Source organism: Pseudomonas sp. LSJ-87 (assembly GCF_032971465.1).
Classification (GTDB): Bacteria; Pseudomonadota; Gammaproteobacteria; order Pseudomonadales; family Pseudomonadaceae; genus Aquipseudomonas; species Aquipseudomonas putida_Z.
Window position 1 is genome coordinate 107,656 of record NZ_JAWJYQ010000025.1, and the last position, 25,808, is coordinate 133,463.

At 60.6% G+C, this 25,808-nt stretch carries 24 protein-coding genes and 2 pseudogenes; 7 read left to right on the plus strand and 19 right to left on the minus strand.

What is annotated here, in order from left to right:
* Positions 1 to 40: 40 nt before the first annotated feature.
* The 7 genes from chrA to RYH74_RS17030 all read right to left on the minus strand — a co-directional run bounded on the left by chrA (position 41) and on the right by RYH74_RS17030 (position 6,474).
* The gene (chrA, locus tag RYH74_RS17000; protein ID WP_317409800.1) at positions 41 to 1,411 is read right to left on the minus strand and encodes a chromate efflux transporter; all 1,371 of its coding nucleotides are present in this window, start codon (positions 1,409 to 1,411) and stop codon (positions 41 to 43) included.
* Positions 1,404 to 2,345 (minus strand): chromate resistance protein ChrB domain-containing protein, encoded by a 942-nt coding sequence (locus RYH74_RS17005; RefSeq protein WP_317409801.1) that lies wholly within the window; start codon positions 2,343 to 2,345, stop codon positions 1,404 to 1,406. Before RYH74_RS17005 ends, chrA begins: the two co-directional genes overlap by 8 nt.
* A 290-nt stretch (positions 2,346 to 2,635) precedes the next feature.
* Complete coding sequence (aroE, locus tag RYH74_RS17010) at positions 2,636 to 3,454, minus strand: shikimate dehydrogenase (RefSeq protein ID WP_317409802.1); 819 nt, start codon at positions 3,452 to 3,454, stop codon at positions 2,636 to 2,638.
* Positions 3,451 to 4,683 carry a CoA transferase gene (locus RYH74_RS17015; RefSeq protein WP_317409803.1) on the minus strand — a complete coding sequence of 411 codons (1,233 nt, stop codon included), beginning with the start codon at positions 4,681 to 4,683 and terminating at the stop codon, positions 3,451 to 3,453. The genes aroE and RYH74_RS17015 overlap by 4 nt, the downstream gene beginning before the upstream one ends.
* Positions 4,680 to 5,135 (minus strand): MaoC family dehydratase, encoded by a 456-nt coding sequence (locus RYH74_RS17020; protein WP_075045462.1) that lies wholly within the window; start codon positions 5,133 to 5,135, stop codon positions 4,680 to 4,682. Before RYH74_RS17020 ends, RYH74_RS17015 begins: the two co-directional genes overlap by 4 nt.
* Complete coding sequence (locus RYH74_RS17025) at positions 5,132 to 5,530, minus strand: VOC family protein (RefSeq protein WP_025339475.1); 399 nt, start codon at positions 5,528 to 5,530, stop codon at positions 5,132 to 5,134. Before RYH74_RS17025 ends, RYH74_RS17020 begins: the two co-directional genes overlap by 4 nt.
* Positions 5,527 to 6,474: a ketopantoate reductase family protein gene (locus RYH74_RS17030; RefSeq protein ID WP_025339476.1), complete on the minus strand. Its 948-nt coding sequence runs from the start codon at positions 6,472 to 6,474 to the stop codon at positions 5,527 to 5,529. The genes RYH74_RS17025 and RYH74_RS17030 overlap by 4 nt, the downstream gene beginning before the upstream one ends.
* Before the next feature lie 93 nt (positions 6,475 to 6,567).
* Between RYH74_RS17030 and RYH74_RS17035 the strand changes: the two genes are divergently transcribed.
* Positions 6,568 to 7,479 carry a LysR family transcriptional regulator gene (locus RYH74_RS17035; RefSeq protein ID WP_075045463.1) on the plus strand — a complete coding sequence of 304 codons (912 nt, stop codon included), beginning with the start codon at positions 6,568 to 6,570 and terminating at the stop codon, positions 7,477 to 7,479.
* A 59-nt stretch (positions 7,480 to 7,538) separates the two neighbouring features.
* On the opposite strand, the gene RYH74_RS17040 is transcribed toward RYH74_RS17035, so the two are convergent.
* From RYH74_RS17040 to RYH74_RS17060, 5 genes and pseudogenes are all read right to left on the minus strand, one after another.
* Complete coding sequence (locus RYH74_RS17040; RefSeq protein ID WP_025339478.1) at positions 7,539 to 8,678, minus strand: glutathione-independent formaldehyde dehydrogenase; 1,140 nt, start codon at positions 8,676 to 8,678, stop codon at positions 7,539 to 7,541.
* Positions 8,679 to 8,993: 315 nt separating this feature from the next.
* Positions 8,994 to 9,296: pseudogene (locus tag RYH74_RS17045) on the minus strand (phospholipase D family protein); the annotation flags it as partial.
* 320 nt (positions 9,297 to 9,616) lie between these two features.
* Complete coding sequence (locus RYH74_RS17050; RefSeq protein ID WP_075045466.1) at positions 9,617 to 10,018, minus strand: GFA family protein; 402 nt, start codon at positions 10,016 to 10,018, stop codon at positions 9,617 to 9,619.
* Between the two features lie 440 nt (positions 10,019 to 10,458).
* The gene (locus RYH74_RS17055; protein WP_075045468.1) at positions 10,459 to 11,121 is read right to left on the minus strand and encodes a response regulator; all 663 of its coding nucleotides are present in this window, start codon (positions 11,119 to 11,121) and stop codon (positions 10,459 to 10,461) included.
* The gene (locus RYH74_RS17060; RefSeq protein ID WP_075045469.1) at positions 11,118 to 12,512 is read right to left on the minus strand and encodes an ATP-binding protein; all 1,395 of its coding nucleotides are present in this window, start codon (positions 12,510 to 12,512) and stop codon (positions 11,118 to 11,120) included. The genes RYH74_RS17055 and RYH74_RS17060 overlap by 4 nt, the downstream gene beginning before the upstream one ends.
* A gap of 151 nt (positions 12,513 to 12,663) precedes the next feature.
* Between RYH74_RS17060 and RYH74_RS17065 the strand changes: the two genes are divergently transcribed.
* Genes RYH74_RS17065 through RYH74_RS17075 form a run of 3 tightly spaced genes read left to right on the plus strand, consistent with a single transcriptional unit; the run spans position 12,664 to position 18,378 of the window.
* Positions 12,664 to 13,848: an efflux RND transporter periplasmic adaptor subunit gene (locus tag RYH74_RS17065; protein ID WP_317409804.1), complete on the plus strand. Its 1,185-nt coding sequence runs from the start codon at positions 12,664 to 12,666 to the stop codon at positions 13,846 to 13,848.
* A 10-nt stretch (positions 13,849 to 13,858) separates the two neighbouring features.
* Entirely contained in the window at positions 13,859 to 16,990 is a 3,132-nt protein-coding gene (locus RYH74_RS17070; RefSeq protein WP_317409805.1) for an efflux RND transporter permease subunit, read from the plus strand.
* Positions 16,990 to 18,378 (plus strand): efflux transporter outer membrane subunit, encoded by a 1,389-nt coding sequence (locus RYH74_RS17075; protein WP_317409806.1) that lies wholly within the window; start codon positions 16,990 to 16,992, stop codon positions 18,376 to 18,378. The genes RYH74_RS17070 and RYH74_RS17075 overlap by 1 nt, the downstream gene beginning before the upstream one ends.
* A 775-nt stretch (positions 18,379 to 19,153) precedes the next feature.
* Here RYH74_RS17075 and RYH74_RS17080 read toward each other — a convergent pair.
* From RYH74_RS17080 to RYH74_RS17100, 5 genes and pseudogenes are all read right to left on the minus strand, one after another.
* Positions 19,154 to 19,894: a hypothetical protein gene (locus RYH74_RS17080; protein WP_317409807.1), complete on the minus strand. Its 741-nt coding sequence runs from the start codon at positions 19,892 to 19,894 to the stop codon at positions 19,154 to 19,156.
* 218 nt (positions 19,895 to 20,112) lie between these two features.
* On the minus strand, positions 20,113 to 20,565 hold the full coding sequence (locus RYH74_RS17085; protein ID WP_075045474.1) for a hypothetical protein: 453 nt from the start codon (positions 20,563 to 20,565) through the stop codon (positions 20,113 to 20,115).
* Positions 20,566 to 20,875: 310 nt separating this feature from the next.
* On the minus strand, positions 20,876 to 21,724 hold the full coding sequence (locus RYH74_RS17090) for a hypothetical protein (protein WP_075045475.1): 849 nt from the start codon (positions 21,722 to 21,724) through the stop codon (positions 20,876 to 20,878).
* Positions 21,725 to 21,793: 69 nt separating this feature from the next.
* Positions 21,794 to 21,913 (minus strand): annotated as a pseudogene (locus RYH74_RS17095) (transposase domain-containing protein); the annotation flags it as partial.
* A 79-nt stretch (positions 21,914 to 21,992) separates the two neighbouring features.
* Positions 21,993 to 22,298, minus strand: a complete 306-nt coding sequence (locus RYH74_RS17100; RefSeq protein WP_075045476.1) for an NIPSNAP family protein — start codon at positions 22,296 to 22,298, stop codon at positions 21,993 to 21,995.
* Positions 22,299 to 22,598: 300 nt separating this feature from the next.
* Between RYH74_RS17100 and RYH74_RS17105 the strand changes: the two genes are divergently transcribed.
* Positions 22,599 to 23,216: a LysE family translocator gene (locus tag RYH74_RS17105; RefSeq protein WP_084785206.1), complete on the plus strand. Its 618-nt coding sequence runs from the start codon at positions 22,599 to 22,601 to the stop codon at positions 23,214 to 23,216.
* Positions 23,217 to 23,262: 46 nt separating this feature from the next.
* Here RYH74_RS17105 and RYH74_RS17110 read toward each other — a convergent pair whose 3' ends face one another.
* Positions 23,263 to 23,571 (minus strand): chorismate mutase, encoded by a 309-nt coding sequence (locus RYH74_RS17110; RefSeq protein ID WP_075045478.1) that lies wholly within the window; start codon positions 23,569 to 23,571, stop codon positions 23,263 to 23,265.
* A gap of 206 nt (positions 23,572 to 23,777) precedes the next feature.
* On the opposite strand from RYH74_RS17110, the gene RYH74_RS17115 reads away from it, so the two are divergent.
* Positions 23,778 to 24,113, plus strand: coding sequence for a hypothetical protein (locus RYH74_RS17115; protein ID WP_075045479.1), 336 nt, complete (start codon positions 23,778 to 23,780; stop codon positions 24,111 to 24,113).
* A gap of 64 nt (positions 24,114 to 24,177) precedes the next feature.
* Here the strand turns inward: RYH74_RS17115 and RYH74_RS17120 are convergent, their stop codons facing one another.
* Positions 24,178 to 25,170: a hypothetical protein gene (locus RYH74_RS17120; RefSeq protein ID WP_286100041.1), complete on the minus strand. Its 993-nt coding sequence runs from the start codon at positions 25,168 to 25,170 to the stop codon at positions 24,178 to 24,180.
* Positions 25,171 to 25,321: 151 nt separating this feature from the next.
* Here RYH74_RS17120 and RYH74_RS17125 point away from each other — a divergent pair, with 151 nt between their 5' ends.
* Entirely contained in the window at positions 25,322 to 25,612 is a 291-nt protein-coding gene (locus tag RYH74_RS17125; RefSeq protein ID WP_075046995.1) for a YceK/YidQ family lipoprotein, read from the plus strand.
* Positions 25,613 to 25,808 lie beyond the last annotated feature (196 nt).

Sequence of the window (25,808 nt, forward strand, 5' to 3'; positions counted from 1 at the left end):
TCATGACAAGCCGGCCGACGATGTCGGCCGGCAACCGGTATCAACCACGCAACATATGGACCGCCACCCCGGCCAAGGCGCAGCTGAACAGTACCTGGATCACGCCACGCTTGAAACGGAACAGGGCCACTGCGGCAGCAATGGCGATCAACGCCGAAGGCCAGTCGAACGCCCCACTGAAACCCTTTGGCCAGAGCACGTGATAGCCGAAGAACATGGCGAGGTTCAGGATCACCCCCACGACCGCGGCCGTGATCCCCGTCAGCGGTGCGGTGAACTTCATCTCGTTGTGGGTCGACTCCACCAACGGGCCACCGGCGAGGATGAACAGGAACGACGGCAGGAAGGTGAACCAGGTGACGAGGCTGGCCGCGACTGCACCGGCCAGGAACGGGTTTTGCTCACCGAACATCGGATGCACGTAGCCACCGACGAAGCCGACGAAAGCCACCACCATGATCAATGGCCCTGGCGTGGTTTCTCCCAAGGCAAGGCCATCGATCATCTGAGTGGGTGACAGCCAGCCGTAATGCCCAACGGCGCCCTGATACACATAGGGCAGGACGGCGTAGGCGCCACCGAAGGTCAAAAGTGCGGCCTTGGTGAAGAACCAGCCCATTTGCGTCAGGGTGCCGGCCCAGCCAAACGCCAGTGTCAGCAGCCCCATGGGCAAGGTCCACAGTACTGCGCCGATCAGCACCAGACGCAGCAAATGCCCCACCCGAAAACGCGCATGCTCAGGCGTTGGTGTGTCGTCGTCGATCAGGGCCGGGCCGTAGCTGTTCCTGGCAGCCCCATGACCACCACCGATCACGAATTTGCCGGGGGCGAAGCGACCGCCCACATAGCCTGCGATACCGGCAACCAGCACGATCAACGGGAACGGCACATCGAGGGCGAAGATGGCCACGAACGACGCTGCGGCCATTGCCCACAGCCAGCCGTTCTTCAGCGCGCGCGAGCCGATCCGGTGAGCCGCGTGGACGACAATGGCCGTGACTGCAGGCTTGATGCCGTAGAAGACCCCCGCCACCACCGGGACCTCGCCAAAGGCGATGTAGACCCAGGACAAGCCAATCAGGATGAACAGCGAGGGCAATACGAACAATACGCCGGCAATCACTCCGCCCCAGGAGCGGTGCATGAGCCAACCGATGTAGGTGGCCAGTTGCTGTGCTTCGGGGCCTGGCAACAACATGCAGTAGTTCAGCGCGTGCAGGAACCGCTTCTCGCTGATCCAGCGCCGGCGCTCGACCAGTTCCTGGTGCATGATCGAGATTTGCCCGGCGGGCCCACCAAAACTGATGAAGCCCAGCTTGAGCCAGAACAGGAATGCTTCGAACAGTCCGATCGGCCGCTGAACCGCTTGCGATGGTGGCTGTTCGCCCACTGCGGAGGTGCTATCAACCATTTTGCGCTTCCTCACTCGCGAAAGCCGTCAGAAGGCCATCGAAGATGCCCCCGGCGACCGTTGTCAGTTGATCGTCATCGCCAATGCTTTGTCTCAAGCCCGCGAGGACACGTTCGATACCTGGTGCTTCCGAGGGCTGGTTGCCTCCCACATCCAGGTAGTGAATGACCGCGGCCAAGCGTGCCAGGCCCGGCTGCTGTAGGGCAAAGCTGTCGATGAGGGTTTCGAAGGACACCCGCTGGCCGACATGGCTGAACCTGGCCCCATCAAAATCGAAGCCCAGCGCATCGCCCGGGCAGTCTTCAGGCCTGTCCAGCCAGATGAATCGAGCGTCGGCATCGATGAAGCGACGAATCAACCAGGCACATGCCAGCCGATCCACCCATGGGCGCTTGCGGGTGGCCCAAAGGCGCCCCTGGTAGTCGTTGCGTTCCAGTCGGGTGATCGCCTCGTCGTGGGCACTCGGCTCATCGGAAGACAGTGCGCGGCCAATCGCTGCTTCGAGCTCTTGCAGCGCCGCATCGGCTTGTGCCTTGGGCACGCCTGGGAAAAAATCGGTCGCCGCCAACTGGCTGAAGGCCTTTCTGAGCTTGCGCACCTGCCGTGCGGTCTGCAGCGCATTCTCTGGCGCCAGCTCGGCCCTGCAGCCTGCAATTTCTTCCATCAGGCTGGCGTACTCGTCGCTCCTGTCGAACAGCCTGCTGAAGCGCTCTTCACGCTCAGGCAGCGACAGGAGAAATGCGGTGCCGTTGATAGCCAGCACGTCGCGCTCGACTGCCTCGAAAACTTCCCGACCCGCACATTGTTCGGGCAGCAGGTAAACACCATCCCTCAGCACTGCGGCTCCGGAGGCCTTCAGGCTCCTCCAGGCACGCATGCGCTCGGTGGCATTGGCCGTCGGCAATCCGAGGATCAGTAGCGACCAGTGGATCATGTAGAGTACTCAACACAACATGTTTGTATCTCTACATTAAGCTGAAACTGTGCAAAATCAACAGGCCCGTAGCTTTTGGGGCTGCTGCGCAGCCCATCGCCGGCAAGCCGGGCTCCCACAGGGACCGCGAAAATCTTGAGGTCTGCGCCGTACCTGTGGGAGCCCGGCTTGCCGGCGATGGGCTGCAAAGCGGCCCCAAATCGCTCAACTGACTGGCACTAGGGTAAACCCGCTCTCACAGGGTCCCCGCTAAATCAAGGCGTTATGTGGAGTTCCATAGGAGCGGGATCCTACTCCAGTGGAATGGTCAGGCGATCGATCACGGCACGGGCTTCAGGCCGCACCCCGCGCCACCAGGCGAAAGCCTCCGCCGCCTGCTCGACCAGCATGCCGACACCGTCGGCCAGGCGCGCCACACCCTGCGCCTTGGCCATGTGCAGGAACGGCGTCAGGCCTTTGCCATACGCCAGCTCGTAAGCCAGCCGCGTCTCGCCCAGCACACCTTCAGGTAGCGGCGGCAGCTCGCCGGTGAGGCTCGCGGAGGTGGCATTGACCACGATGTCGAAGGACTGCCCCTCCAGTTCCTCATAGCGGCTGATGCGCAGCCTTGGGTGGTCCAGTTCGTTGCGCAGGCTGAGCGCCTTGGCCATGTCACGGTTGGCAAGCACCAGTTCGCTTGGCCCCGCCTCCAGGAACGGCAGCAATGCACCACGTACCGCGCCACCGGCGCCGAGCAACAGTACCCGCCGATTGGCCAGTGGTTCACCGAGGTTTTCCTCGATATCCCGCAGCAAGCCGATTCCGTCGAAGTTCTCGGCAAAGATACGGCCATTCTCGAACTTCAATGCATTGGCCGCCCGCGCCAGCTGTGCGCGCTCGCTGCGTTGGTCAGCCAGCTCGAAGGCGCGCAGCTTGAACGGCGCGGTGATGTTCATGCCCAACCCGCCATCGTTGCGAAACTTCAGTACCTGGGCCTCGAAGCCCTCTAGCTCGCCCTCGATGGCGCCGTACTCCAGGCACTGGCCACTGGCCTGGGCGAACAGGCCATGAATCAACGGGGACTTGGTGTGGTTGATCGGTCGGCCGATCACTGCATAGCGGTCGCTCATCGTGCATCTCCATGGGTGAACAGCACACCGTCTGCCTGCATGGCGGTGATTTCTTCAGGGCTGAAACCTAGGCCGGCGGCCACTTCGGCATTGTGCTGACCGAGGTCCGGTGCCACTTGGTGGATCGTGGTGTCGCACTCGGAAAAGCGGAACGGCAGGTTGGGCAGGCGCAAGGTACCGTAGCGCGGGTGCTGCTGCTCGATGACCATGTTGCGCGCCTGGATCTGCGGGTCAGCCACGACCTCGTCGATGCGCTGCACCTTGGCGCTGGGGATGTCGATGCCATCGAGCAATTGCAGGATATCGGCTACCCGGCGCGTACCGACCCAGTCACGCACCACGGCCAGGATCGCCTGGCGGTGGGCGTTGCGGCCATTGAGGCAGTGGTAGCGGCTGTCGCTGCCGAACCCGGGCGGGCCACCGTTGGCTTCGAGCATCGCGGCAAAGCGCTTCCAGGCGTCGTCGACCTGGGCGGCGATTACCAGGTCGCCATCAGCCGCACGAAACACGCCGTACAGGGTGGAGGTGGGCATGTCATGGCCGGTCTGCTCGGGCAGGACGGTGCCGTCGGACAAGGTGTAGCACTGCACCGCGTACTCATGCATCGATACCAGCGTGTCGTAAAGGGCCATGTCGATGTGCTGGCCCCGGCCGCTGTTCACTCTGCCCAGCAGCGCCGCGTTGATCGCCGCCACGGCATGGATGCCGGTGTACATGTCGCCCAGGGAAATGCGCAGCAACGGCGGCGCTTCGCCCGGCACGCCGACCATCTGCATGATCCCGCTCTTGGCCTCGGCGATCAGCCCGAAGCCGGCGCGGTGGGCATCCGGGCCGGTATGGCCGTAGGCGGAGATGGAGCAGTACACCAGACGCGGGTTGCGCGCTGACAGCTCGGCATAGCCCAGGCCCAGCTTGTCCAGGGCGCCGGGGCGATAGTTTTCGATGAACACATCGGCCGAGTCGGTAAGGCGCTGCATGAATGCTTTGCCACGCGGGTCCTTCATGTTCACGCTGACGCCCTGCTTGCCCATGTTCAGCTGCAGGAAGTAACCGCTCTGCTGTTCATCAAGGGTAAACGCGTGCTGGCGGCCGGCATCGCCGCTGCCCGGCCGTTCGACCTTGATCACCTCGGCGCCCAGTGCTGCCAGGCAGCGGCCCACATAGGGCCCGGCCAGGAAGTGGCTATAGTCGATGACGCGAATACCCGCCAATGGCAATGCCTGGCTCATGCCTGCACTCTCCTCGGCACCATCAACCGGTGCTCGCCACGCTGCACGACTTCGCCATGCTGGTTGATCAGCTCCGACGGCAAGACCACGATGCCCCAGCCAGGTCGGCTGTTGCTCGGGCGCATCGCCCCCACGCGCATGCGCACGTGCAGCACATCGTCGACCTTGATCGGCAGCACGAAGTCCCAGGTCCAGCCCAGCGACATGCCCGGTACAAAGCGGTATTCGCACTGGGTCTTCAGGCCGTCGGCGATCGACAGGCCGAACAGGCCATGGGCAACCAGGCAGCCGAAGTGGCTCGCGTTGGCGTACGCCTCGTCTACATGCACCGGGGTGTGGTCGCCGGTGAGTTCGGCGTAGGCCAGGATGCGTTCGCGGGTAACGGTGTAGGTGGGGCTGATGCATTCATCGCCTTCGCAGGCATCGTCCCAGTATTTTTCCACCACGCTCATGCCACCACCTCTGCACGTGGATCGATGGCCAGTGCCTGGGCGACGCATTTCGCCGGCAATGCCTGAATGAACTCGACCGCCAGGCCGTCAGGCAGGCGCAGCCAGTTGCGGCCCTGAGGCATTTCGCTGACGCCGAACCGCTGTGCGGCGGCCAACGCGGCTTCGAGGTCCTCGCACATGATGCCCAGGTGTGCCATGCGCCCTTCCGGGCCGGCAAAGTCCGGCTGGTGGATGAACTGCAGGCCACCAAGGGTCCAGTACTGCGCAGGCTGCTCGGCGTCACCCTGCATCTCGCGCATGGTCATGCCGCACACCTCGCTGAAAAAGCGGATGTGCCACTGGATGTCCCGCACCCAGAACGCAACGTGTTCAAGGTAGGCTTTCGGCTGGCTCATGGATTACTTCCCTTCTGCTGATCGGCCATGGCGCGCTCGATACCCTTGATGCAGGCAACCAGGGTCGCGTTGACCGGCGTAGCCACGCCGTGGCGCTGGCCCCAGCGCACGACGGAGCCGTTGATGAAATCGATCTCGGTGACCGAGCCCTTTTCCAGGCTCTGCAGCATCGAGGTACGGAAGCTTGCCGGCAGGCCTTCAGCTGCCAGGCACCACGCAGCGTCCGGGCTGGTGAGGCTCAGGCGGATGCCGGCCCGCTCGGCGACGGCGATGGCTTCGCTGACCGCTGCCTTGGCGGTGCTTTCCAGTAGCGGCTCGCTGTACAGCTGGCCATAACTGAGCATGGTGATGCCGCTGAGCGCGCCTGTCGCGACGTTGACCAGCAGCTTGTCCCACATGGTGCCGAGAATGTTGTCGCTGACCGTGGTGGCGAGCCCGGCGCCATTGAAAGCCTCGGCGATGGCCTGCACACGCGAGGTCCGTTGGCCGTCGAGCTCGCCGATGAAGGTGTGTTTGCCTGCCACGCCGGCACGGATCGAACCCGGCGCCAGCAGCACGCCACCGACGTAGGTCTTGCCGGCCAATACCCGCTCACGCCCCACGGCCTCGGCCAGGATGTCTTCGTGGCCAAGACCGTTCTGCAGCGATAGCACCAGCGTCTGCGGCCCGATCAGCGCCTTGGCACCGGCAATCGCCTCGCTGGTGTGGAACGACTTGACCAGCACCACTACCAGGTCGGCCACGCCCACGGTTGCTGCGTCGCAAGCCGCCTTCACCCGGACCTGCCGCTCGCCGCGTTCATCCTGTACCCGCAGCCCGCGCAAATTCATCGCCTCGACATGCGCCTGGCCACGATTCAACAGCCAGGTTTCGTGCCCCGCCTCGCTCAAGGCCGCACCAATGGCGCAACCCAGGGCGCCGGCGCCCAGAATGCAGATTTTCAAATCGCTGACCTCCTGTGGTTTGCGACCACCTTATGCAGCGAGGCTTATTTCGGCTATACAATGGCCTCAATACACTTATTGAGTTTCGCAATAATGAGCACGCTCGATGCCTTGCCTGATCCCAAGCTGCTGCAGCTGTTCGATGTGCTTTATCACTGCCGTAGCGTGACCCGTAGCGCTGAACAGCTCGGCCAGAGTCAACCTACCGTGAGTATCTGGTTGGGGCGCTTGCGTGAAGAACTGAACGACCCGCTGTTCGTGCGCACCCCCGGGGGCATGGCCCCTACCCCGCGGGCAGACCAGTTGATCGGGCCATGCCGCGAGGTGCTGGAATCGCTGCGGCGCCTGACTACCTGGGAGCCGCAATTCGTTCCGGCCACGGCCCAGCGTCGCTTTCGCCTGTGCGTCAGTGATGCCAGCCATATCACCCTGCTGCCCAGCATCCTCAACCACCTGCGTACCCATGCGCCGGGTATTCGCCTGGAGGCGGCGCGCATAGATGGCAACACCGAAAGCGCGCTGGAGTCCGGCGAGGCGGACCTGGCCATCGGCTTTGTGCCTTGGCTGGGTGCGGGGATGTATCAGCAAGTGTTGTTCGAACAGGACTGGGTCTGCCTGAGCAACCCACAACACCCTCGTTTGGGCCAAGGCATGAGCGTGGCGCGCTACCAGGGCGAGGGGCATGTACAGATCAGTGCCGGGACCGGGCAAAAGTTACTGGAGGCTGGTTTGGCGCGGGCCGGCATCGAACGCAGGATCATGCTGGAGCTGCCGGCATTTCTAGGGTTGGGGATGATTGTCGGGTCGACCGACCTGGTGGCTACGCTGCCACGGCACATCGGGCAGACACTTGCCGACATGCATGGTCTGCAGGTGCACGATTGCCCGTTTGCAGTGGAGGGCTTCACGGTCAAGCAGCACTGGCACGCGCGCTACCAGCAAGACAGCGGGAATCGCTGGATGAGGGAGGTGGTTCGGGGCTTGTTTCAAGCAGGTGCCAGCTAGCACACCAGACGAACGCCTCCCTCGCCGAGCTTCCTTGCCTGAAAGTATCGGGGTGCGAGTCAGGCAGCAGGCTTGAGCACCACCTTCGTCCAGCCATCGTCCCGCGCATCAAAGTGCTTGTAGGCATCGGGGCCTTCAGCAAGCGTCAAACGATGGGAAATTATCTGGGAAGGCTTGGCGCGCCCATGATGAATGAGCTGCGCCAGGCGGCGATTGTAGGCCTTCACGTTCGCCTGGCCTGTGCGGATGAATTGGCCCTTGAACCAGAACGCCCCGAAATCGAAGGCCATCTTGCCCTGCTTCGCCAGGTCGTTCTTCGCACCCGGATCTTCTGGCACGAACACACCCACGACGCCTATGCCACCGGTAGCCTTGGTCGAGGCAACCAGGTTGTTCATGGTGAGGTAGTTCGCTTCATGGCCATGCTTGTCGCAGCACTGGTAACCCACGCATTCGCATCCCCGGTCGGTGCCTTTGCCGTGGGTCAGGTTCATGATCTCGTCCACAGCCTTCTGCTCGACCGCGTTGATGGGGGTTGCCCCAAGCTGCGCGGCCAGCCTCAAACGATCCGGCTGGTTGTCGATCACGAACACCTCGGAGGCACCTTTGATGATTGCCGAATAGGCCGCCATCAACCCGACAGGGCCCGCTCCATAAATCGCAATGCTCTCGCCCGGCTGCAGGCCGGCCAGCTCTGTCGCATGCCAGCCAGTGGGGAAAATATCCGAAAGCATGACGTAGTCATCTTCACGTTCCTGGGCGTCCTCCGGCAGCACCAGGCAGTTGAAATCAGCGTATGGCACACGCAACAGCTCGGCCTGGCCACCTTGGTAGGGACCCATGTCGGCAAAACCATATGCGGCCCCGGCAGCACCCGGGTTGGCAGTGAGGCAGAACCCTGTCAGGCCTTTTTCGCAGTTTTCGCAGAACCCGCAGCCGATGTTGAACGGCAGGCTGACCCAGTCACCGACTTTGACGCGGTCCACCCCTGCCCCCACCTCGATCACCTCACCGAGGTTCTCGTGGCCGAACACACGCCCGGCCTCGAACGATGTGCGCCCCTCATACATGTGAAGGTCGGACCCGCAGATGTTGGTGGTGGTGATGCGCACCAGCGCATCGGTAGGTTTCTCGATCCTTGCATCGGCAACATTCTTGACGGCGACGTCGCGCGGTGCGTTGTATACGATTGCTTTCATGCTGAACTCCCAGAAGTCAGGGGCGATGGAAAAGCGCCCTACCCTGTTGGGGTAATGGATTTACCTCAGGTGTTCAGTGCTGTACGTGAATAGCAGATCAGTGGCGCTAATCATCGTCGCGCCTTGGATCTAACCACGCTATAGCATTTTCTCCAGCCCGATCGCGCTGCTGAGCCAGGAATTGAAGTGTCGCCACCAACTCCCCGGTTCCTTGGTCAATGTATGTTGCTTGCCATCGTCTTCGGTGACCCATACCAGCTGATTCTTTTCCAGCCGGGTGTGATAACTGAGAGCCGGTGCCATCCCCTCCAGAGCCAGTTCGCGCACCAGTATCCGAGTACTGATGCCGTCGTGAACGATGTAGTATTGCAAGTCGATGCTGCTTTGAGCATTGCGAATCAGCTCGGCGCGTGCGGCGAAAGCCTCGGCACTATCGGAATACAAGCGAAAGCCCGACTGGCCCCGATGGGGGGCTGCCTGGGCCTGGATAGAACGACCGAACGCCGAATCGTTCGCAGGCAAGGCCTGACTGGGTTCGTGAGAGACAGTGGGTGTCGTACAACCAACAAACAGCAGGGTAAGTAACAGCAGAGCAGTAAGGGGCTGTTCGATTGTCACGGAGGCTACCCCGGGTGATGGCGATGAGGGTGCCGGGTCCCGAAGAATGGCCAGTCCCTTACCACCAGCATCCGGCCGTATCGACCTTGTGCAATGTTTCTTCGATCTGCGGTGTTGTTACAGAAGCGTAGTTCATCTCCTGCTGACCGCGGTGCCTTCACCGAAGGCGCCTGCCGCCAATCAGTCGCGATCTAGCATCTAAGGACCTTGCATAACCTGATCAGGCTGCGACGACGAGGTCAACTGCAAGCGCACTTATGCTCTTGGCGTCCGTTGCAAATCGGCTGCTCCTGTTGATAGCGAGTATTAACCTATGTCGGTCAGCCGAGCTGGATCCGAATGCTGGCCTGTGTGTACCAAGGCGCAGCGGAGTCGACGTGCACATGTCTCTGCTGCTTCGGCTCGAAGGGGGTATCAAGCGTTCCTAGCGCTATGGATATCCAGCCGGCATATTCACCTTGAGAACGTGACCAGAATAAAGTCGAACCGCACGCCAGACAAAATTCGCGCATTACTGTCGGTGAAGACGCATACGTCCTGATGCTATCGGCGCCACGTAGTACTCGCAGGTCGCTACGCGGGACGCTACCGTAGGATGCGAATGCAGCCCCGTGACCTTTGCGGCACTGGCTGCAATGGCAGTGAGTAACTGCCTTTGGCGCAGTGACTAGTTCGAAACTTACTGCAGAGCACAAGCAGCTACCTAGGTAAGTCATTTTCATTGACGCTTCCGTGCAAATGACGCGAGCGTAACTGTCTTGGCTGAATTGGTCGACAGGTTGTAATTCGCTCTCGGTAAATGGCTGTTATGGGTCGAAAGCAGTCACCCACGACCGGCTGCTTTCGACCCAAAACGGACGCTAAAAGATAACTGGTTTCGTAAGCGCGACGCGAACTCTGTGGGAGCGGGTTTACCCGCGAAGCAGGCGCCGCGGTGGATGGCACCGGCCGTGCCGGTGTTCGCGGGTGAACCCGCTCCCACAATGATTGCTGTGGGGCAAAATGACCGCTACGGGTCGAAAGCGCCCTCGTATCTGCTCCGGTCTGGCGTAACAACCAAACCGCTCGGGAATTTAGGTATGAAATAGATGAGCAGTTGATTTCGATAACCTTGTGCCCAACCGGTTGCGCCTGGCACTGGCGCTCCGCTGGCGGCCGGGTTCTACTCAAGCTCCAGGCTGTAACCCACCCCATATACCGACCTGAGCGGGTCATGTCCTGGAGTTACCCCTGACAGTTTGCGCCGTAAATTCTTCACGTGACTGTCTACGGTTCGGTCTGCGACCACGCGATGGTCTCGGTAGATGTGATTCATCAGTTGGTCGCGTGACAGCACTTGTCCCGGGCGAGCCGCCAGTGCCGCAAGCATGCGAAACTCTACCGGCGTCAGGTCCAGCGCCACCCCCATGTAGCGCGCCTGGAATGATCGAGTGTCGAGCTCCACGCCTAGGCTCGGTGCCTGCTGCCCGCTACGGCGCAACACGGCCTTGACCCGTGCGACTAACTCGCGTGGTGAGAACGGCTTGCAGATGTAGTCGTCGGCGCCCAGCTCCAAGCCCAGCAGGCGGTCGATCTCGTCGACCCTGGCGGTCATCATGATCAATGGCATCTGGCTGAAGCCGCGCAGCTCGCGGCAGATATCCAGGCCATCGCGACCGGGCAGCATCAGGTCGAGCAGAACCAGGTCGTACTGGCCCTGGCGAATCGCCGGGATCACCGCCAGGCCGTCCTCCTGGTGGTCGACGCGGTAGCCACCGGCGCGCAGGTAATCGCCCACCAGCGCGGCGAGCTTGGGTTCATCTTCCACCAACAGAATCTGGCTCATGCCTGATCTCCGGCAACCGGAAGCGTGAGTGACAACAGCAAGCCGCCCAAGGCCGAGGCTTTCGCCGTCAGCTTGCCACCGTGTACTTCGGCGATGCCACGGCAGATTGCCAGGCCCAGGCCGGTGCCCCCACTGGCACGGTTACGCGAACGCTCGGCGCGGTAGAAACGCTCGAACAGGCGCGCCAGGGATGCACTATCCACGCCGGGGGCGGTGTCCTCGCATTGCACCAGCACCTGGTCGCCGTCCTGGAATGCGCGCAGCACCGTGTGGCCGCCCGCATCGGTATAACGGCGACTGTTTTCCAGCAGGTTGTGCAGCAACTGGCCCAGGCGTGACTCATCGCCCAGCACCCACAGCGGTTCTTCCGGCAATTCCAGGCGCAACGCCAGGCCACGCTCGGCAAAACCGGCCTGGAAGGCATCGGCCACCACCGGCAGCAGCACCCGCAGGTCGATACGTTCGCGACGATAGGTCGGTCCACCTACTTCGGTCAACGACAGGTCGAACAGGTCGTCGACCAGCTTGCTCAGCGACCCGACTTCGCCTTGCAGCGAGCGCAGACCGTTGCTATCGACCGGGCGAATGCCATCTTCCATGGCTTCGAGTTCGGCCCGCATCACCGCCAGCGGCGTGCGCAGCTCGTGGGAAATATCGGCCATGAAGTCGCGCCGCAGGCGCTCGTTGCTCGCCAGCGTGGCGGCCATGCGGTTGAAATCGCCGGCCAATTGCCCAGCTTCGTCTGCCGAACGCACCGGCAGCTGGATTTCATAATCACCTGCAGCCAGGCGATGGGTGGCACTGGCCACTTCACGGATCGGGCGCAGCAAGGCACGGCTAAGCCACCAGGCGATCACACCCGTGGCCAACAGGCAGGCCAGACCTATCAGCAGGCTGGAGCGCAGCTGGTTCAGCTGGAAGCGGCGGTCACCCACGCTGGTCACCGACTGCAGCGGCGCAAGGGCCATCCAGCCGACCAGCTGTTCTTGATGCCTGATCGGGCGCAGCAGCATTTCACTGCCAGGCCCCTGGTAGCCGATGATAGGCCGGCGCTGGGCATCGAGCAGGGCGAAGCGCACGAACGCGCCAGTCAGGTCGGAGACTGTCAGCAAGCTGGGGTCGAAAGTCTTGTCCGGCTGGATATCGTCCGGGCGCAGCAGTTCGAACCACTGGTCCTTGTCGCGACGGATGAAGTCCCAGCTGCCATTACGCGCATAGGCCTGCTCGACCCGCGGCACGATGCGATCCATGCGCTCCTCGGCTTGCTGATTGAGGTAGCCGAGAAAGCCATACTTCAAGCTTAAGTAGGCGGCGAACACCATGCCCAACACGGCGAAAGTGCAGACCAAGAGCATCGCGAAGAAAAACTTGTGCGAAAGGCTGACTTTCATAGCTCCGCCGGTGAATTGGAATTGCCACCATTGAAGCGTGCCAACTCCAGTGCCGCAAGGCGCGCAGGCCAATCTCCATCCTTTCTGCACATTTGCTGCACAATTCCCACGCACGCTTGGGCCATCTGAATCAATTGGGTCGGAGCCTGCGATGCATACGTTATTCCACTCCCTGTTCTATACACGTTCACCTTGGTCCCGGGCGCTACTGCTTGGCGCCGGCCTGCTTGTCCTGGGAGGTTGCGGTGAAACCGAAACCGCTGCAGCCCCCGCTCCTGTACAGGAAGTGGCGGTGCATGAAGTGACAACCGCCGCCCAGGCCCTGACCACCACCCTGCCCGGTCGCGCCAGCGCCCACCTGATTGCCGAGATCCGTCCGCAAGTTGGCGGCATCATTCAGAAACGTCTGTTCAATGAGGGTGACACGGTCAAGGCCGGCCAGGCGCTGTACCAGATTGACCCGCAGTCCTACCAGGCCACCTTGGCCCAGGCCAAGGCCACCGTCAGCTCGGCCAGAGCCACGCTGCGGGCTGCCGAACTCAAAGCCAAGCGTGATGCTCAACTGGTGAAGCTCGACGCAATCAGTGCCGAAGACAACGAAAGCGCCCAGTCGGCCTTGCTCGAGGCCCGTGCCAGCCTGCAGTCTGCCTTGGCGGAGCAGCGTACCGCACAGATCAACCTCGACTACACCCGCATCAACGCACCGATCGATGGCCGCACAGCCACTTCCACGGTCACCCCTGGCGCACTGGTCACTGCCGAGCAGACCACGGCCCTCACCACGGTACAGCAACTCGATCCGATCTACGTCGACTTCACCCAGCCAAGCAGCACCCTGCTACGCCTCAAGCGCGAACTGGCCGAAGGCAAGCTGGCACGCAGCGGGCAGGCGGATGCCGCTCGTGTGACCCTGGAACTTGAAGATGGGAGCGCCTACGCCCATGCCGGCACCCTCACCTTCAACGGCGTCAGCGTTGACCAAAGCACCGGCAGTGTGACGTTCCGCGCAGTGGTGCCCAATCCCGACGGCCTGCTGATGCCGGGCATGTACATCAAGGCAACGTTGCAGGAAGGCGTGCAGAACGACGCTATTTTGGTACCGCAGCAGGCCGTCAGCCGTGACGAGCGCGGTAGCGCCACCGCCCTGGTAGTGGTCGATGGCAAGGTAGAACAGCATGAGCTGACGTTGGCCCGTGCTGTGGGCAACCGTTGGTGGGTCAGTCACGGCCTGGCAGCTGGCGACAAGGTCATCATGGAGGGTTTGCAAAAGGTGCGTGTTGGCCAACAGGTGCAGGTGCAGAACACCCCCCTGACCGCTCACAACGATAGCAACTGAGGCCCATCCCATGGCACGTTTTTTCATCGACCGGCCAATCTTCGCCTGGGTCATCGCCATCCTGATCATGCTTGGCGGTGGCCTGGCCATCTTCGAACTGCCGCTGGCGCAGTATCCCAACATCGCCCCGCCGCAGATCAGCCTCAACGCCACCTACACCGGCGCATCGGCCAAGACAATGGAAGATTCGGTGACCCAGGTCATCGAACAGCAGATGACCGGCCTCGACGGCCTCACCTACATGTCCTCCACCAGCAGCTCGTCCGGCAGCGCCAAAATCACCCTGACATTCGAGGCCGGCACGGATGTAAATACTGCGCAAATGCAGGTGCAGACCAAGCTGGAGCAGGCCAAGGCGCGCCTGCCCGATACCGTGCAGCAGCAGGGTATCCAGATCAACAATTCGGCCAGCGACTTCCTCATCATCGTATCCCTGGTATCGGACAGCCCTGATGTGACCGCCACCGACATCAGTGACTTCATCTCCAGTACCTTGTATGACCAGATCAGCCGGGTCAGCGGCGTCGGCGATGTGACCACCCTCGGTTCGAGCTACGCCATGCGCATCTGGCTCGACCCGGACAAGCTCAAGCAATTCGCGCTGATGCCCTCGGACGTCAGCGGCGCGCTGGAAGCGCAGAACGTCGACACCTCGGCCGGCCAGTTGGGCGCTCTGCCTGCCCGCGCCGGCCAGCAGCTCAACGCCACCATCAACGCCCGCAGCAAGCTACAGACCGCCGCGCAGTTCCGAGATCTGGTTCTCAAGTCCAACAGTGCCGGCGCGATGGTGACTCTGGCCGATGTGGCCCGGGTAGAGCTGGGCAGCGAAAGCTACGACGTGGTCGCCGAGCACAATGGCCGGCCTTCCGGCGGCCTTGCGGTGAGCCTGGCCACCGGCGCCAACGCACTGGACGTTTCTGAAGCGGTGCAAGCCAAGTTGGCCGAACTGGAGCAGTTCTTTCCTAGCAAGCTGCAACTGCGTAGCGAGGTGGCCTACAACACCGCGCCGTTCGTGAAGATTTCCATCGAGGAGGTGGTCAAGACCCTGTTCGAAGCCATCGCCCTGGTGGTGCTGATCATGTACCTGTTCATGCAGAACCTGCGCGCCACGCTGATCCCCGCCATTGCCGTACCAGTGGTGTTGCTCGGCACCTTCGGCGTATTGGCGATGCTCGGCTACTCGATCAACACGTTGACCATGTTCGGCATGGTGCTGGCGATCGGCTTGTTGGTTGACGATGCCATCGTGGTGGTGGAGAACGTCGAGCGCATCATGGCCGAAAAAGGCCTGTCGCCGCGTGAGGCGACCCGCCAGTCGATGGGCGAGATCAGCGGCGCGCTGATCGGTATTGCCGTGGTGCTCTCGGCAGTATTCATCCCGATGGCCTTCTTCGGCGGCTCAACCGGGATCATCTACCGTCAGTTTTCGGTAACCCTGGTAGCAGCCATGGCCTTGTCTGTCCTGGTGGCGATGACCCTGACCCCGGCCCTCTGTGCCACCCTGCTCAAGCCGGTGACGGCCCACAGTACAACGCAGCGTGGCTTCTTCGGCTGGTTCAACCGTACCTTCGACCGTACCTCACAGCGCTACCAGCGCGGTGTCGGCAATGTACTTGCGCGTCCGCTGCGCGGCCTGCTGGTCTACGTACTGCTGCTGGGTGGCGTGGCGCTGATGTTCGAGAAACTGCCCACGGCTTTTCTGCCTGAGGAAGACCAGGGCATGCTGATGATGCAGATGACCCTGCCGGTGGGCGGCACCGACGAGCGCTTGCAAGCGGTCAACCGTCAGGTTCAGGAATACATGCTGCAACAACCGGAGGTGGCGTCGATCCTCACTGTGCGCGGCCTGGGTACCGGCGGTAACGCACAGAATTCGGGGCGAGCCTTCATCAAACTCAAGGACTGGAGCGAACGCCAGGGCGACGAACACAGCGCCACAGCGGTGGCACGAAGGGCCAACATGGCGCTGGCAAAGATCCTTGATGCCAATGTGTTCGTCATAGTCCCACCGGCTATCCAAGGCCTGGGTCAGAGCTCAGGCTTCGATGTGCAGTTGCAGGACCTGGCTGGCCTCGGTCACGCCGAGCTGCTCAAGGCCCGCGATCAGTTCCTTACCTTGGCGGCCAAAGACGCGCGCCTGGCCAACGTTCGTGCTCAGGGGCTGGAAGACACGCCCCAGCTGAACGTCGCCATCGACGACCGCAAGGCCGGTGCCATGGGTGTTTCCGCCAGCGATATCAATGACACCCTCAGCACCGTGATGGGCGGCAGTTACGTTAACGACTTCGTCGACGCCGGCCGGGTGAAGAAAGTCTACCTGCAGGGCGAGGCCGACAAGCGCATGCTGGCCGAGGATATCGGCGCCTGGTATGTGCGCAACGACAGTGATGCCATGGTGCCGTTGTCGGCATTCACCAACACCTCATGGAGCACCGCTTCGCCGTTACTGGAGCGCTTCAATGGCTTCGGCTCGTACGAACTGGTAGGTGAGCCGGCCAGTGGCGTGAGCTCCGGCGAGGCCATGACGGCAGTCGAGCAGATCATGGCGCAATTGCCTGACGGCATCGGCTACGCCTGGGCCGGGCAGTCATACCAGGAACGTATGGCGGGTACCCAAGCCCCCCTGCTGTATGCCATCTCGATCATGTTCGTATTCCTGTGCCTGGCGGCGCTGTACGAAAGCTGGTCGGTGCCCTTTGCGGTGATGCTGGTGGTGCCGGTGGGGATCCTTGGCGCGCTGCTGCTGACGGGCCTGCGCGGCCTGGCCAACGATGTCTACTTCCAGGTCGGGTTGCTGACCACGGTGGGTTTGACGGCGAAAAACGCCATTCTGATCGTCGAGTTCGCCAAAGAAGGATACGAGCGCGGCCAGGACCTCATCACTGCCATCCTGGAGGCCGTGCGCATTCGCCTGCGGCCAGTACTGATGACCTCGCTGGCATTCATCCTTGGCGTACTGCCGCTGGCACTGAGCAGCGGCGCCGGGGCCGGTGGACGAAAAGCAATTGGCACCGGCGTGCTGGGTGGCATGCTCGCCGCCACCCTGCTTGGCCTGTTCTTCATCCCGTTGTTTTATGCCCTTGTGCAGCGCTTGGCCGGCCGAGGCGCCAGCACTGTCGATACTGTTGCAGGAGAAGCGTGATGCGTCTGTCCCCCTTGTTGCTGGCGCTGGTTCTTACTGGCTGCGTAAACCTCGCACCCGACTACCAGCGCCCGGCAGCACCGGTAGCTGAGCAGTGGCCAACCGCCACCAGCGCAAGCACCACGAGCGCCGATATCAACTGGAAATCGCTGTTCACCGATGCCCGCCTACGCGATACCGTGGCGCTGGCGTTGACCAACAACCGAGACCTGCGCGTGGCCGCATTGAATGTCGAATACCAGCGGGCGCAGTACCGCATCCAGCGCGCCGAGCTGTTTCCGGCAGTTTCGGCAACTGCCGAAGGTACCCGACAGCGCAGCGTGACCAACGGCAGCTCGGCGGTCAGCAGCCAGTACAGCGTCGGCCTGGGCGTCAGCAGCTATGAGCTGGACCTGTTTGGCCGCCTGGATAACCTCAAGGATGCTGCGCTGGAGCAGTACCTTTCGCTGGAGCAAACTCGCCGCAGCACGCAGCTCAGTCTGGTAGCCGAGGTCGCGACGGCCTGGATGACCCTGGCCGCCGACCAGCAACTGCTCAAGCTGGCAAATGACACCTATGCCAGCCAGCAGAAAACCTACACTCTGGTGCAGCAGAGCCATGGACTGGGCGGAGAGTCCGGGGTGAGCCTGGCGCAAGCGCGCAGTACAGTCGAGTCCGCCCGGGCCGATGCGGCCAATTATGCCAGCCAGGTCGAGCAGGACCGTAACGCCCTCGAACTGCTGGTCGGCGAACGCCTGAGCGACACGCTGCTGCCGGGCGACCAGCCATTCGATACCACACTGCTGGTGGGCGTGCCGCAGGGCCTGCCCTCGAGCCTGCTGCAGCGTCGCCCGGACGTTTTGGCCGCTGAGCATTCACTGAAGGCGGCCAATGCTGATATCGGCGCGGCTCGGGCTGCGTTTTTCCCGAGCATTACCCTTACCGCCAGCGGCGGCACCGCCAGCAGCGAGCTGTCCGGGTTGTTCAAAGACGGCAGTGGCGCATGGAGCTTCGCCCCCTCGATCAACCTGCCGATCTTCAACGCAGGCAGCAATCGGGCCAGCCTGGATGCAGCCAAGGTCAACAGCAAAATCGAAGTGGCGACCTACGAGAAGACGATCCAGACCGCGTTCAGCGAAGTGGCCGATGCGCTGTCAGTGCGTAGTCATATCAATGAGCGCCTTGATGCCCAGCGCAGCCTGACCGCCGCTACCGACACCGCTTATCAGCTCTCGTTGGCCCTATACAAGGAAGGCTCGGAAAGCTTTATGGACGTGCTCGACGCCCAGCGCTCTTTGTATTCGGCGCAGCAGTCGCTGATCAACCTGAAACTGACAGAACAGACCAACCGGGTGACCTTGTACAAAACACTTGGTGGCGAATGGGCAAACGGTGAAAAATCCAGTTGATACAAGCCCGATAATGCCCCCATCTGCTCTCGACATCGTTCAGAAAGAGCAATGTGTAGGCAGCCAATTTTCAGCCCCGCCCATCCAGCTATCGACTCGAAGCGGACATCTGTAATCGGGGCCGCTTCGCGGCCCATCGCCGGCAAGCGCGGCTCCCACAAGTACAGCGCATGCCTTAAGGCTGGTGATATTCCTGTGGGAGCCGGCTTGCCGGCGATGAGGCCTGCACTGACTACAGAGCTTTGGATCAGTGTTCGCTTTGGGTCGAAAGCCGTCATCTACGACCGGCAGCAAACGACCCAGAGCGGACACTGAAAAAACTGATGTCGTGAGTGCCATGCGCACTCTGTGGGAGCGGGCGTGCCCGCGAACACCGGCGCAGCCGGTGCCAGTCTCCGCGTTTGATTCTTCGCGGGCGCGCCCGCTCCCACAGAGATTGCTGTTCGGCTCACCGGCAGCAACGGGTCGATAGCGGTCGGTCGTGGATGGCTGCTAACGACCCATTGCGGACATTCATCAGAGGCTAAAATACAGCACCAACTCACCAACAACTGCCTGCCCTACTCTTCGTCTTCCTCAATAAAGCTCGCAATCGCATCAGGTGTGGTATTGGGAGCGTCGACAGCCAATCTCTGCTTAGCGTTCGTGCGCCAGTCGCCATGAAGGCGAGAGCTGTAATTTCTCCACGCCGCGGCAGGGCGTGATAGAAGGCACGTGTCGGGCGCCCGAAGACCCTCGATAAGTGCTGCCCCTGCCTGAGGGCCTAAAGCATTGGTTAGGGGCCGTCAGCATCCTGCCCCGGGGCGACGGAATGCTGCATCCTCAAAATGAATTGCTGGGTTTCGGGCAATAGTTTCTGGAATACCTCGTCCAGTTCCGGGGCAATCTGGATATCCCCGTCTCGTAAACCCTGGGCAACCTGATCCTGGTAACGCTCAACAAAACGCTGCCGGATGTGCAGTGCCTCGGGGGTATCGTTGGCGACAAGTTCTTCAAGAACCCCTTGCATTGCTTGCATGAACACCAAGCTGCGCTTGTACTGCTGGTCTCGCAGCCTGGATTGCTCGAGCGCTGCTGCATAATGCTCATCCATGACCTCAACCCTTGCCTGCAACAGGTCATTGGTGCTCTGCAACGCCTCAAACGCTTTTGACATTCCAGTCGTCTGTCCGCCCTCGGCGTGCTTGCCCGCTTTCGCGACTTGGGAGAGTTGTTGGTACATCAGGTCAATCATTGTCTCCTGGCGCTCGACAACGGCCCTGAGCTGCACTGCCTCCTCGAAATACTGCCGTAGATGCCCCCTCAGCGGCTCCAGTTTTTCATTGGCGCACGCCGCCCCCGCATCCCAGCCTTGCGAGTAGCCGTGGGAATGCCCTTCATCGAAGCCCTCCTTGCGCCCTTCTTGCCGCCCCTGGCTGCGCCCGACATGCAAGTTGGAGATCGCATGGTCCAGGGACCCGGTATAACCGCCATCCAGGCCGCCACCGCGCCTGCCCGCACCCCAGTTGTGATCCATCTGCCACCTCCTTTGATCCGCCTGTCGTTAGCATGCCCACCGGCGAAGTCTGGCACAGGGTGGCGGATTAATGTCAGCGTCGTACAGCGCTCGAAATCGGGCAGCATTGGTGTGGGTAGCCTTGGGCTGGCCATGTCCTTGTTGCTGCCAGTACCATCTAAGTGCGCCGTGACGTGCAATGAATCACTCATGCCGTGTCCCTATGAACATACGTCGGATCAGTCCGCATTCAACTTCAGAATGTGATCACGTATTGCAAACCCGGCCTGGTCGATGAGTGGTTCCCAGAACTCACGCCCCCTGGCCATGAGTGGCGAGCCTCGCAAAGCGTCCGCCGAAGCATGCAGTGCAAGCACTCCGAACTCTTCAGCCATGCTGGTGACGCAGCGCTTACGCCTGTCCAGGTTGTCATACGGTTTCTCATACCACGTCGCGATCTGGAACTCGACACCCTGCTTTTCGAACTTGGCGTACAGATGAGAGACCAGTGCAATGATGGTTTCTCGAATCAGGCCAGGGTCAACACCCTGTGCTTCCAGGAAAGCCTGAGTAGCAATCTGGGCAACCGCAGACAGATCTTCGTGGGTATAGCCAGACATCGGCGGAAAAACGCCATCCGGCAATTCCATCTCGGCACCTGAGTCGTGGCAGGTATTTTCATCATCTTGCATGAAGGGCACCAGAGCAGTTCAGCTCATGAAAATGAATGTCGAAAAATTGCAGTTGAACACATGCAGCCCGTGCTGGGCGAGTATGGCCAGGCTTACCCAGCGCTCGTAACGTCGGTCGAGGGCTCCATCCTGGCTCGCGAGTTTGCCCACTAAAGTGCCGCACAGCAGGCTGACGTCAGCCAAGACTGGCTGAACGCTGCCGATATACCCACCACAGGGATCATCGAGTCAGCCGCAGACGGCATCTGGAACATGAACCCCTAGCCAGAAATGCAGGCACAAAACCGACAACAGCCGGTGAATTCACGCGCTATCGCGAAGCAGTCTTGAACTGCCGGGTGCTGTCCTTGCACCCCATGGATGCAACCGTGAACAATACCTCATAGCGCGTGTACGAACTTGCATCAATGCTCGATGGCCTGGGCCCTTTATCAACAGTTTTGCTATATGCGAGCACCGCATCGCACGCGATAGCATCCACGACCTGGTTACCGACACGTGCCGCACGCTGGCGCATACCCAGCTCGAACCCCGCATCATCCAGAACAACCGGCGTACGCGCTGGCGTGGTCGCCAATGCAGCGTAAGTCCCCTGGGATTCCCCCAGCAAACGTACGGAAATCGTGATGCCACCACCGCTCTCGATCCGCGGGTAGCCGGCAAACCGTGCAATGAACTTATCCTTAGCCGCCAACTGGTTTACCGTGCGACTCACCACTTTGGACCAGTACTCATTTGGCGGATTTGAAGGATCATATGCTGGCGCTCCTCGATCATAGGACTTGCCCGCCATCCTGAGCTGCTCCTGGCGCAAGAAGTAGCTGGAGCGGCACCTGTTGCTGATCTGCGCGTCCAGCGGCCGACCAGACTTTGCGCTGTAAAGCAAAGCGGATGCGCATTGCAGCTCGAACTGCCCATTGAGGTACAGTGGCTCACCGGTCCCCAGCGGGCTTATAGTGGGGATAAGGTTGACCGCCTCCCCACCTGCACCACCCGCAACCCCGGTCACAAGGGCATTGGGCATCATCGAGGTCAGAGAACTGACAGCCTCGTCCGAAAAGCGAATCTTGGTGGTGCCGTCCGGCATCTGCTCGGTGGTTACACAGCCCGCCATTGCCGCAGTCGCCAGCAGGAGCAGGATGAGTTTGTACTTGGTCATGCTTGTGTCCTTACTTAAAAAATCTAACCAATTTATGAACCCCACCTGCCCACAAGGTGAGCTATTAGTTTACCGTGGCATTACTGGCTTACAGTTCCACGGCAACAACGCTTCGAAGTCACCAACTGTTGACGCATGCGGCAACTGTTTCAGTGCGTAGCTCAGCCACGCATAGGGGGCGCGGCTATCGACCCATTGAAACTCGCATGGACGTGACGGTGTTAGTCCAGACCGACTCAATACGCATGACGCTGAGGTTGCCTGAGCATCACGCAAGCAAAGGGCGAAGGAAGGTTCTCTCGTAGCTCACGATGAACTTCAATTCGGACGCTTCCTCAACCAAACGTAAACATTCAGGATCGACTGCGGCTTCTTGCCGATACCGTTCGTAGTCGGCAAGGCCGGAGAAGCTAAAGAGGCAATACGCGACGTTATTTGCTCCTTCAGCCGGTAGGAAGTAGCCGTGATGCTGGCCACCCATTCGGGTTACTACTGGAATCCAAGAGCGAGAATAGCGTTCGAACGCATTGATCTGATAGGGGTCGATGATGTACCGGACATGACAGGTGATCATGAAATCGTTCCTTGATTTGGGATCGCCATTTTAGGGGGCGACGACGACGGGTCAAGAGCAAAGGCGATCGCTCACGTGCGGATGTGATTCTTGAGTCGCTCTTGGTTTGGTACCTAGAATGGCTGCAAAGAGTCGATAGCGGTCGGTCGCGGATGGCTGCTAACGACCCATTGCGGACATAGCGTTTGTCGCTGACTTGGACAACTCAGCCAACAATCCTTGAGATTCCTCCTTGCCATTGGCATACCCCACCGTCAGGATGGATGCTTTATCAGGCTTAAGGAGAGAGCCGTGTTTCCAATGAATGTGTGGTTTGCCTACACTGCTGCCTGCGTGCTGTTGGTATTGGCGCCGGGCCCTGACAACCTGTTGGCCATTGGCCGTGGTCTCAGCCAGGGCAAAGTCGCAGCTGCCGTATCCGGCATGGCGTCAGGCGCGGGCATTCTGTTTCACGTCGCAGCCGCTTCGTTAGGGTTGACCCTTCTGATGCAAACCTCGGTAGTCGCTTTCTGGGTGATCAAACTCATTGGTGCTGGCTATCTGCTCTGGCTCGGCATCAAGGTCTTGCGCGCGCGCAGTTTGATCAGCTTTCAGCCGACTTCCCGGCAATCGTTGCCCAGCATTTTTCTAACCGGTCTGCTTTCGGCTGCGCTCAACCCGAAACCTGGCTTGTTCGTGTTGGCATTCATTCCCCAATTTGTCGATCCGGCTCGCGGATCGGTCAGCGTGCAGATGATGGTTTACGGGGTGTGGTTTGCTGTACTCACAGCCTTCGGTTTTGCCTTGATGGGCATTTTCGCCACGGTGTTATCTCGCTACCTGTACCAGCGGCCGCGGCTGGTAAATGGGCTAAATGTGGGCGCTGGCCTCACCTTTGTCGCATCTGGTGTTTCGATTGCGGCTTTGAGTCAAAGGTAGTGGGTGAGGAAAAGCGGCGGGGCTTTGGATGAGCCCCGCGTTGTCATCAAGATGCTGAAGGTTCGTTGGCCAGCTTCGCATGGGTGGCCAGTTCTTCAGTGATGAAGGCCGAAATCATTGCCCGGTAGACCTGCTCCACGACCTCAGCCGAGGCACCAGTTTCGTCAGCCATTTCACGAACCTTCCTTATCACTTGCTCAACCCGAGCAGGCGCACGCACATCATGGGTGGTTTTCTTGAAGGCAGCTGCTTGCGTCACAAGCCGGCCCCGTTTTGCGAGAAGCGAAACGAGGTTGCGGTCGATTTCATCGATCCCTTGGCGGACTTCGTCCAGAGAGGTGCAAAGTACATCCATTTGCTTGACTTCCTTTTCATGAGCCTGCGCTTGATTAGTGCAGGCAGTTGCTGGTGATCTGGTGCTGTATTGTAGCCTCTGGTGAATGTCTGCAATGGGTCGATAGCGGTCGGTCGTGGATGGCTGCTAACGACCCATAGCTGCCACTCGTGGTAAACGAATCCCGATGCCAGCCCCTCACGGTAGCCCCAGGAGAAATAAACACTATGGACTGTGTAGCAATCGTGCTTCTTGGCATGTGGCTTTACGCCATCGGGACACTTATCACATTGCCGTGCAAGATCTTCGGCATGAAGCGGCGATCCCAGGACATTCGGGCCTTTCTGACGCGGCGGCGACTTCTCTTTCTTGGCTGGCTCTACCTGATCACTGCACCGCTGGTAGGATTGGTCATCTTGGGCATTAGTGGCGCCGGGATAAGCGGCAGCAACGCATCGGGCGTGTCCGATACGCTTGTAGTTCTTAGCTGGCTGAATCTATGGACGTTTCTGGTGGCCGGCTGCTTTGCCTTGAGCGGCGCCTACCTATGGCGGCGCTGCTGATAACTCAAGTGAGTGCTGCATAAAACGGAGGCACTCTCTGCGACCCGCCTGAGTTCATTCAGCCTCAGCGCACGATGAGTTCGTCAGGGAAATAAACTCCCATAGAGTCGTTGGTACGTATTCCTAGCACCCCACCGGCCATGCTCTGCACCACCGTCTGCCCGCCCTCGATGAGCGTTCCAGTACGTCGATCCTGAGCTTGTGCGTCCGGTGGCAGGCTAAACAGCATCTGGCCCTGATCAAAGCTGACCTGGATATCGGCCGGATAGTGAATAGCGCCGAAGTTGAAGGGCTGGTTTGCGGAGCCTCGCCACCAGCGCCCATCCCCATATGGGCGATCCAGCATCATGCTCAGTGAGCGCAGTTCGATCCCCAGTAGCTTGACCGGGCTTTGCTCGGACCTAGCCTCCCAACCCGTGGTATTTGAGAACACCTCTACCGGGCCAGGCCAGACAATACCGCCCAGCTCGGTACCTGGCGCCAGCGTGCATTGGTGCATTTTCCACTTGGAAAACATGAAATGAGCACCGAATGGAAAGCGGAACTCTACCTCCCCTGGCGCACATTTCCATCCTGCCAGGTCATGGGCCGACAGCGTCTCGACCGTCGCGAAACCGTGGCCCTGCGCCAGTTTCAGACGGCGCACAGGCATGCCAATGATGTTACCTGGCGTGCGGTCGAAATCAGCATGATCCAGGCTCTGCATGCCATAGGGCACGGGATCGCCGGACAGGTCATTGAAAGGCTCCAGGTTTTGCAGGTGGACCTGCGTACCAGCCGGAAGCACCAGGTCACCGAGCACTTCCTCGTGTTTGAGACGGGGATTGTGCGAACGCCAATCCTGCCAGAGGCTGTTGGTGGACTCGATGTAAGGCACACTGCCGCCTGCCAGCAACATCAGCAACAAACCGAACCTCCAGCGCCGCGCCACCATATAACGACGGCTTCGCGGAATCAGCAGGGCGATCAGGCCGGCGATGAAAAGCCAGAGAAAAACTTCGGAAAAGATGTAGATCATGTAGCCGAGCAACATGAGCGGCATATCGACAGGAATCATGGACGTCCTTGTAAGTCCTGATGCAGGCCGCGCAGAATAAACCAGCTCACACTGATGCACCACGCCCGGCTCTTGAAATCGGATGTATGCTGCCAGTGCGCCCCGATTGAGCTTCATCGCCACGGACGACAACCAAATCACAAGGGAATGTATGCTTGCAAAAATTCTGCTGCTTGTAATCGTGTTATCTCTAGGCGGCTGCTTCAGCACTATTGGCCACATGAGTGGGGAACGCTGCGTTTATCACGGCACACGTGCATCCTGGGCCTGGGCAAATCACCCAGACACATTGAGCAGTTGGCCATTTCTGATCGATACGCCGTTTTCTTTTGCGCTGGACACCCTCTTGCTGCCCTACGACCTTACGGCCTTTCTACCTGATAGCATGGGTGGCGACCGAAGCGAATGCGTGATCAAAGGTGGGTTGAACGTCATTATGTAATCAGCCCCTTTAATCGCGAACACGGGCGAAGCCCGTGCCATCCTACGCGTTGCCTGCTTCGCGGGTGAACCCCGCTCCCACACGGATCGAGCCTGCTTTCGAAAGTTGAGTAAGACAGTCTCTCCCCCAAAGATTGCTGTTCGGCTCACCGGCAGCAACGGGTCGGTTAGCGACCGTCCATCGCATCGAGTTCACC

What these genes read in the sequence shown, in the direction of transcription:
- RYH74_RS17085 (WP_075045474.1), bottom strand. Translation starts at nt 20,565, where the DNA reads ATGCAAGATGATGAAAATACCTGCCACGACTCAGGTGCCGAGATGGAA.
- RYH74_RS17005 (WP_317409801.1), bottom strand. Translation starts at nt 2,345, where the DNA reads ATGATCCACTGGTCGCTACTGATCCTCGGATTGCCGACGGCCAATGCC.
- RYH74_RS17015 (WP_317409803.1), bottom strand. Translation starts at nt 4,683, where the DNA reads ATGAGCCAGGCATTGCCATTGGCGGGTATTCGCGTCATCGACTATAGC.
- RYH74_RS17070 (WP_317409805.1), top strand. Translation starts at nt 13,859, where the DNA reads ATGGCACGTTTTTTCATCGACCGGCCAATCTTCGCCTGGGTCATCGCC.
- RYH74_RS17110 (WP_075045478.1), bottom strand. Translation starts at nt 23,571, where the DNA reads ATGGATGTACTTTGCACCTCTCTGGACGAAGTCCGCCAAGGGATCGAT.
- RYH74_RS17055 (WP_075045468.1), bottom strand. Translation starts at nt 11,121, where the DNA reads ATGAGCCAGATTCTGTTGGTGGAAGATGAACCCAAGCTCGCCGCGCTG.
- RYH74_RS17075 (WP_317409806.1), top strand. Translation starts at nt 16,990, where the DNA reads ATGCGTCTGTCCCCCTTGTTGCTGGCGCTGGTTCTTACTGGCTGCGTA.
- RYH74_RS17050 (WP_075045466.1), bottom strand. Translation starts at nt 10,018, where the DNA reads ATGAAAATGACTTACCTAGGTAGCTGCTTGTGCTCTGCAGTAAGTTTC.
- RYH74_RS17035 (WP_075045463.1), top strand. Translation starts at nt 6,568, where the DNA reads ATGAGCACGCTCGATGCCTTGCCTGATCCCAAGCTGCTGCAGCTGTTC.
- RYH74_RS17040 (WP_025339478.1), bottom strand. Translation starts at nt 8,678, where the DNA reads ATGAAAGCAATCGTATACAACGCACCGCGCGACGTCGCCGTCAAGAAT.
- RYH74_RS17090 (WP_075045475.1), bottom strand. Translation starts at nt 21,724, where the DNA reads ATGACCAAGTACAAACTCATCCTGCTCCTGCTGGCGACTGCGGCAATG.
- RYH74_RS17120 (WP_286100041.1), bottom strand. Translation starts at nt 25,170, where the DNA reads ATGATTCCTGTCGATATGCCGCTCATGTTGCTCGGCTACATGATCTAC.
- RYH74_RS17060 (WP_075045469.1), bottom strand. Translation starts at nt 12,512, where the DNA reads ATGAAAGTCAGCCTTTCGCACAAGTTTTTCTTCGCGATGCTCTTGGTC.
- RYH74_RS17100 (WP_075045476.1), bottom strand. Translation starts at nt 22,298, where the DNA reads ATGATCACCTGTCATGTCCGGTACATCATCGACCCCTATCAGATCAAT.
- RYH74_RS17020 (WP_075045462.1), bottom strand. Translation starts at nt 5,135, where the DNA reads ATGAGCGTGGTGGAAAAATACTGGGACGATGCCTGCGAAGGCGATGAA.
- RYH74_RS17025 (WP_025339475.1), bottom strand. Translation starts at nt 5,530, where the DNA reads ATGAGCCAGCCGAAAGCCTACCTTGAACACGTTGCGTTCTGGGTGCGG.
- RYH74_RS17125 (WP_075046995.1), top strand. Translation starts at nt 25,322, where the DNA reads ATGCTTGCAAAAATTCTGCTGCTTGTAATCGTGTTATCTCTAGGCGGC.
- RYH74_RS17115 (WP_075045479.1), top strand. Translation starts at nt 23,778, where the DNA reads ATGGACTGTGTAGCAATCGTGCTTCTTGGCATGTGGCTTTACGCCATC.
- RYH74_RS17065 (WP_317409804.1), top strand. Translation starts at nt 12,664, where the DNA reads ATGCATACGTTATTCCACTCCCTGTTCTATACACGTTCACCTTGGTCC.
- RYH74_RS17080 (WP_317409807.1), bottom strand. Translation starts at nt 19,894, where the DNA reads ATGGATCACAACTGGGGTGCGGGCAGGCGCGGTGGCGGCCTGGATGGC.
- chrA (WP_317409800.1), bottom strand. Translation starts at nt 1,411, where the DNA reads ATGGTTGATAGCACCTCCGCAGTGGGCGAACAGCCACCATCGCAAGCG.
- aroE (WP_317409802.1), bottom strand. Translation starts at nt 3,454, where the DNA reads ATGAGCGACCGCTATGCAGTGATCGGCCGACCGATCAACCACACCAAG.
- RYH74_RS17105 (WP_084785206.1), top strand. Translation starts at nt 22,599, where the DNA reads ATGAATGTGTGGTTTGCCTACACTGCTGCCTGCGTGCTGTTGGTATTG.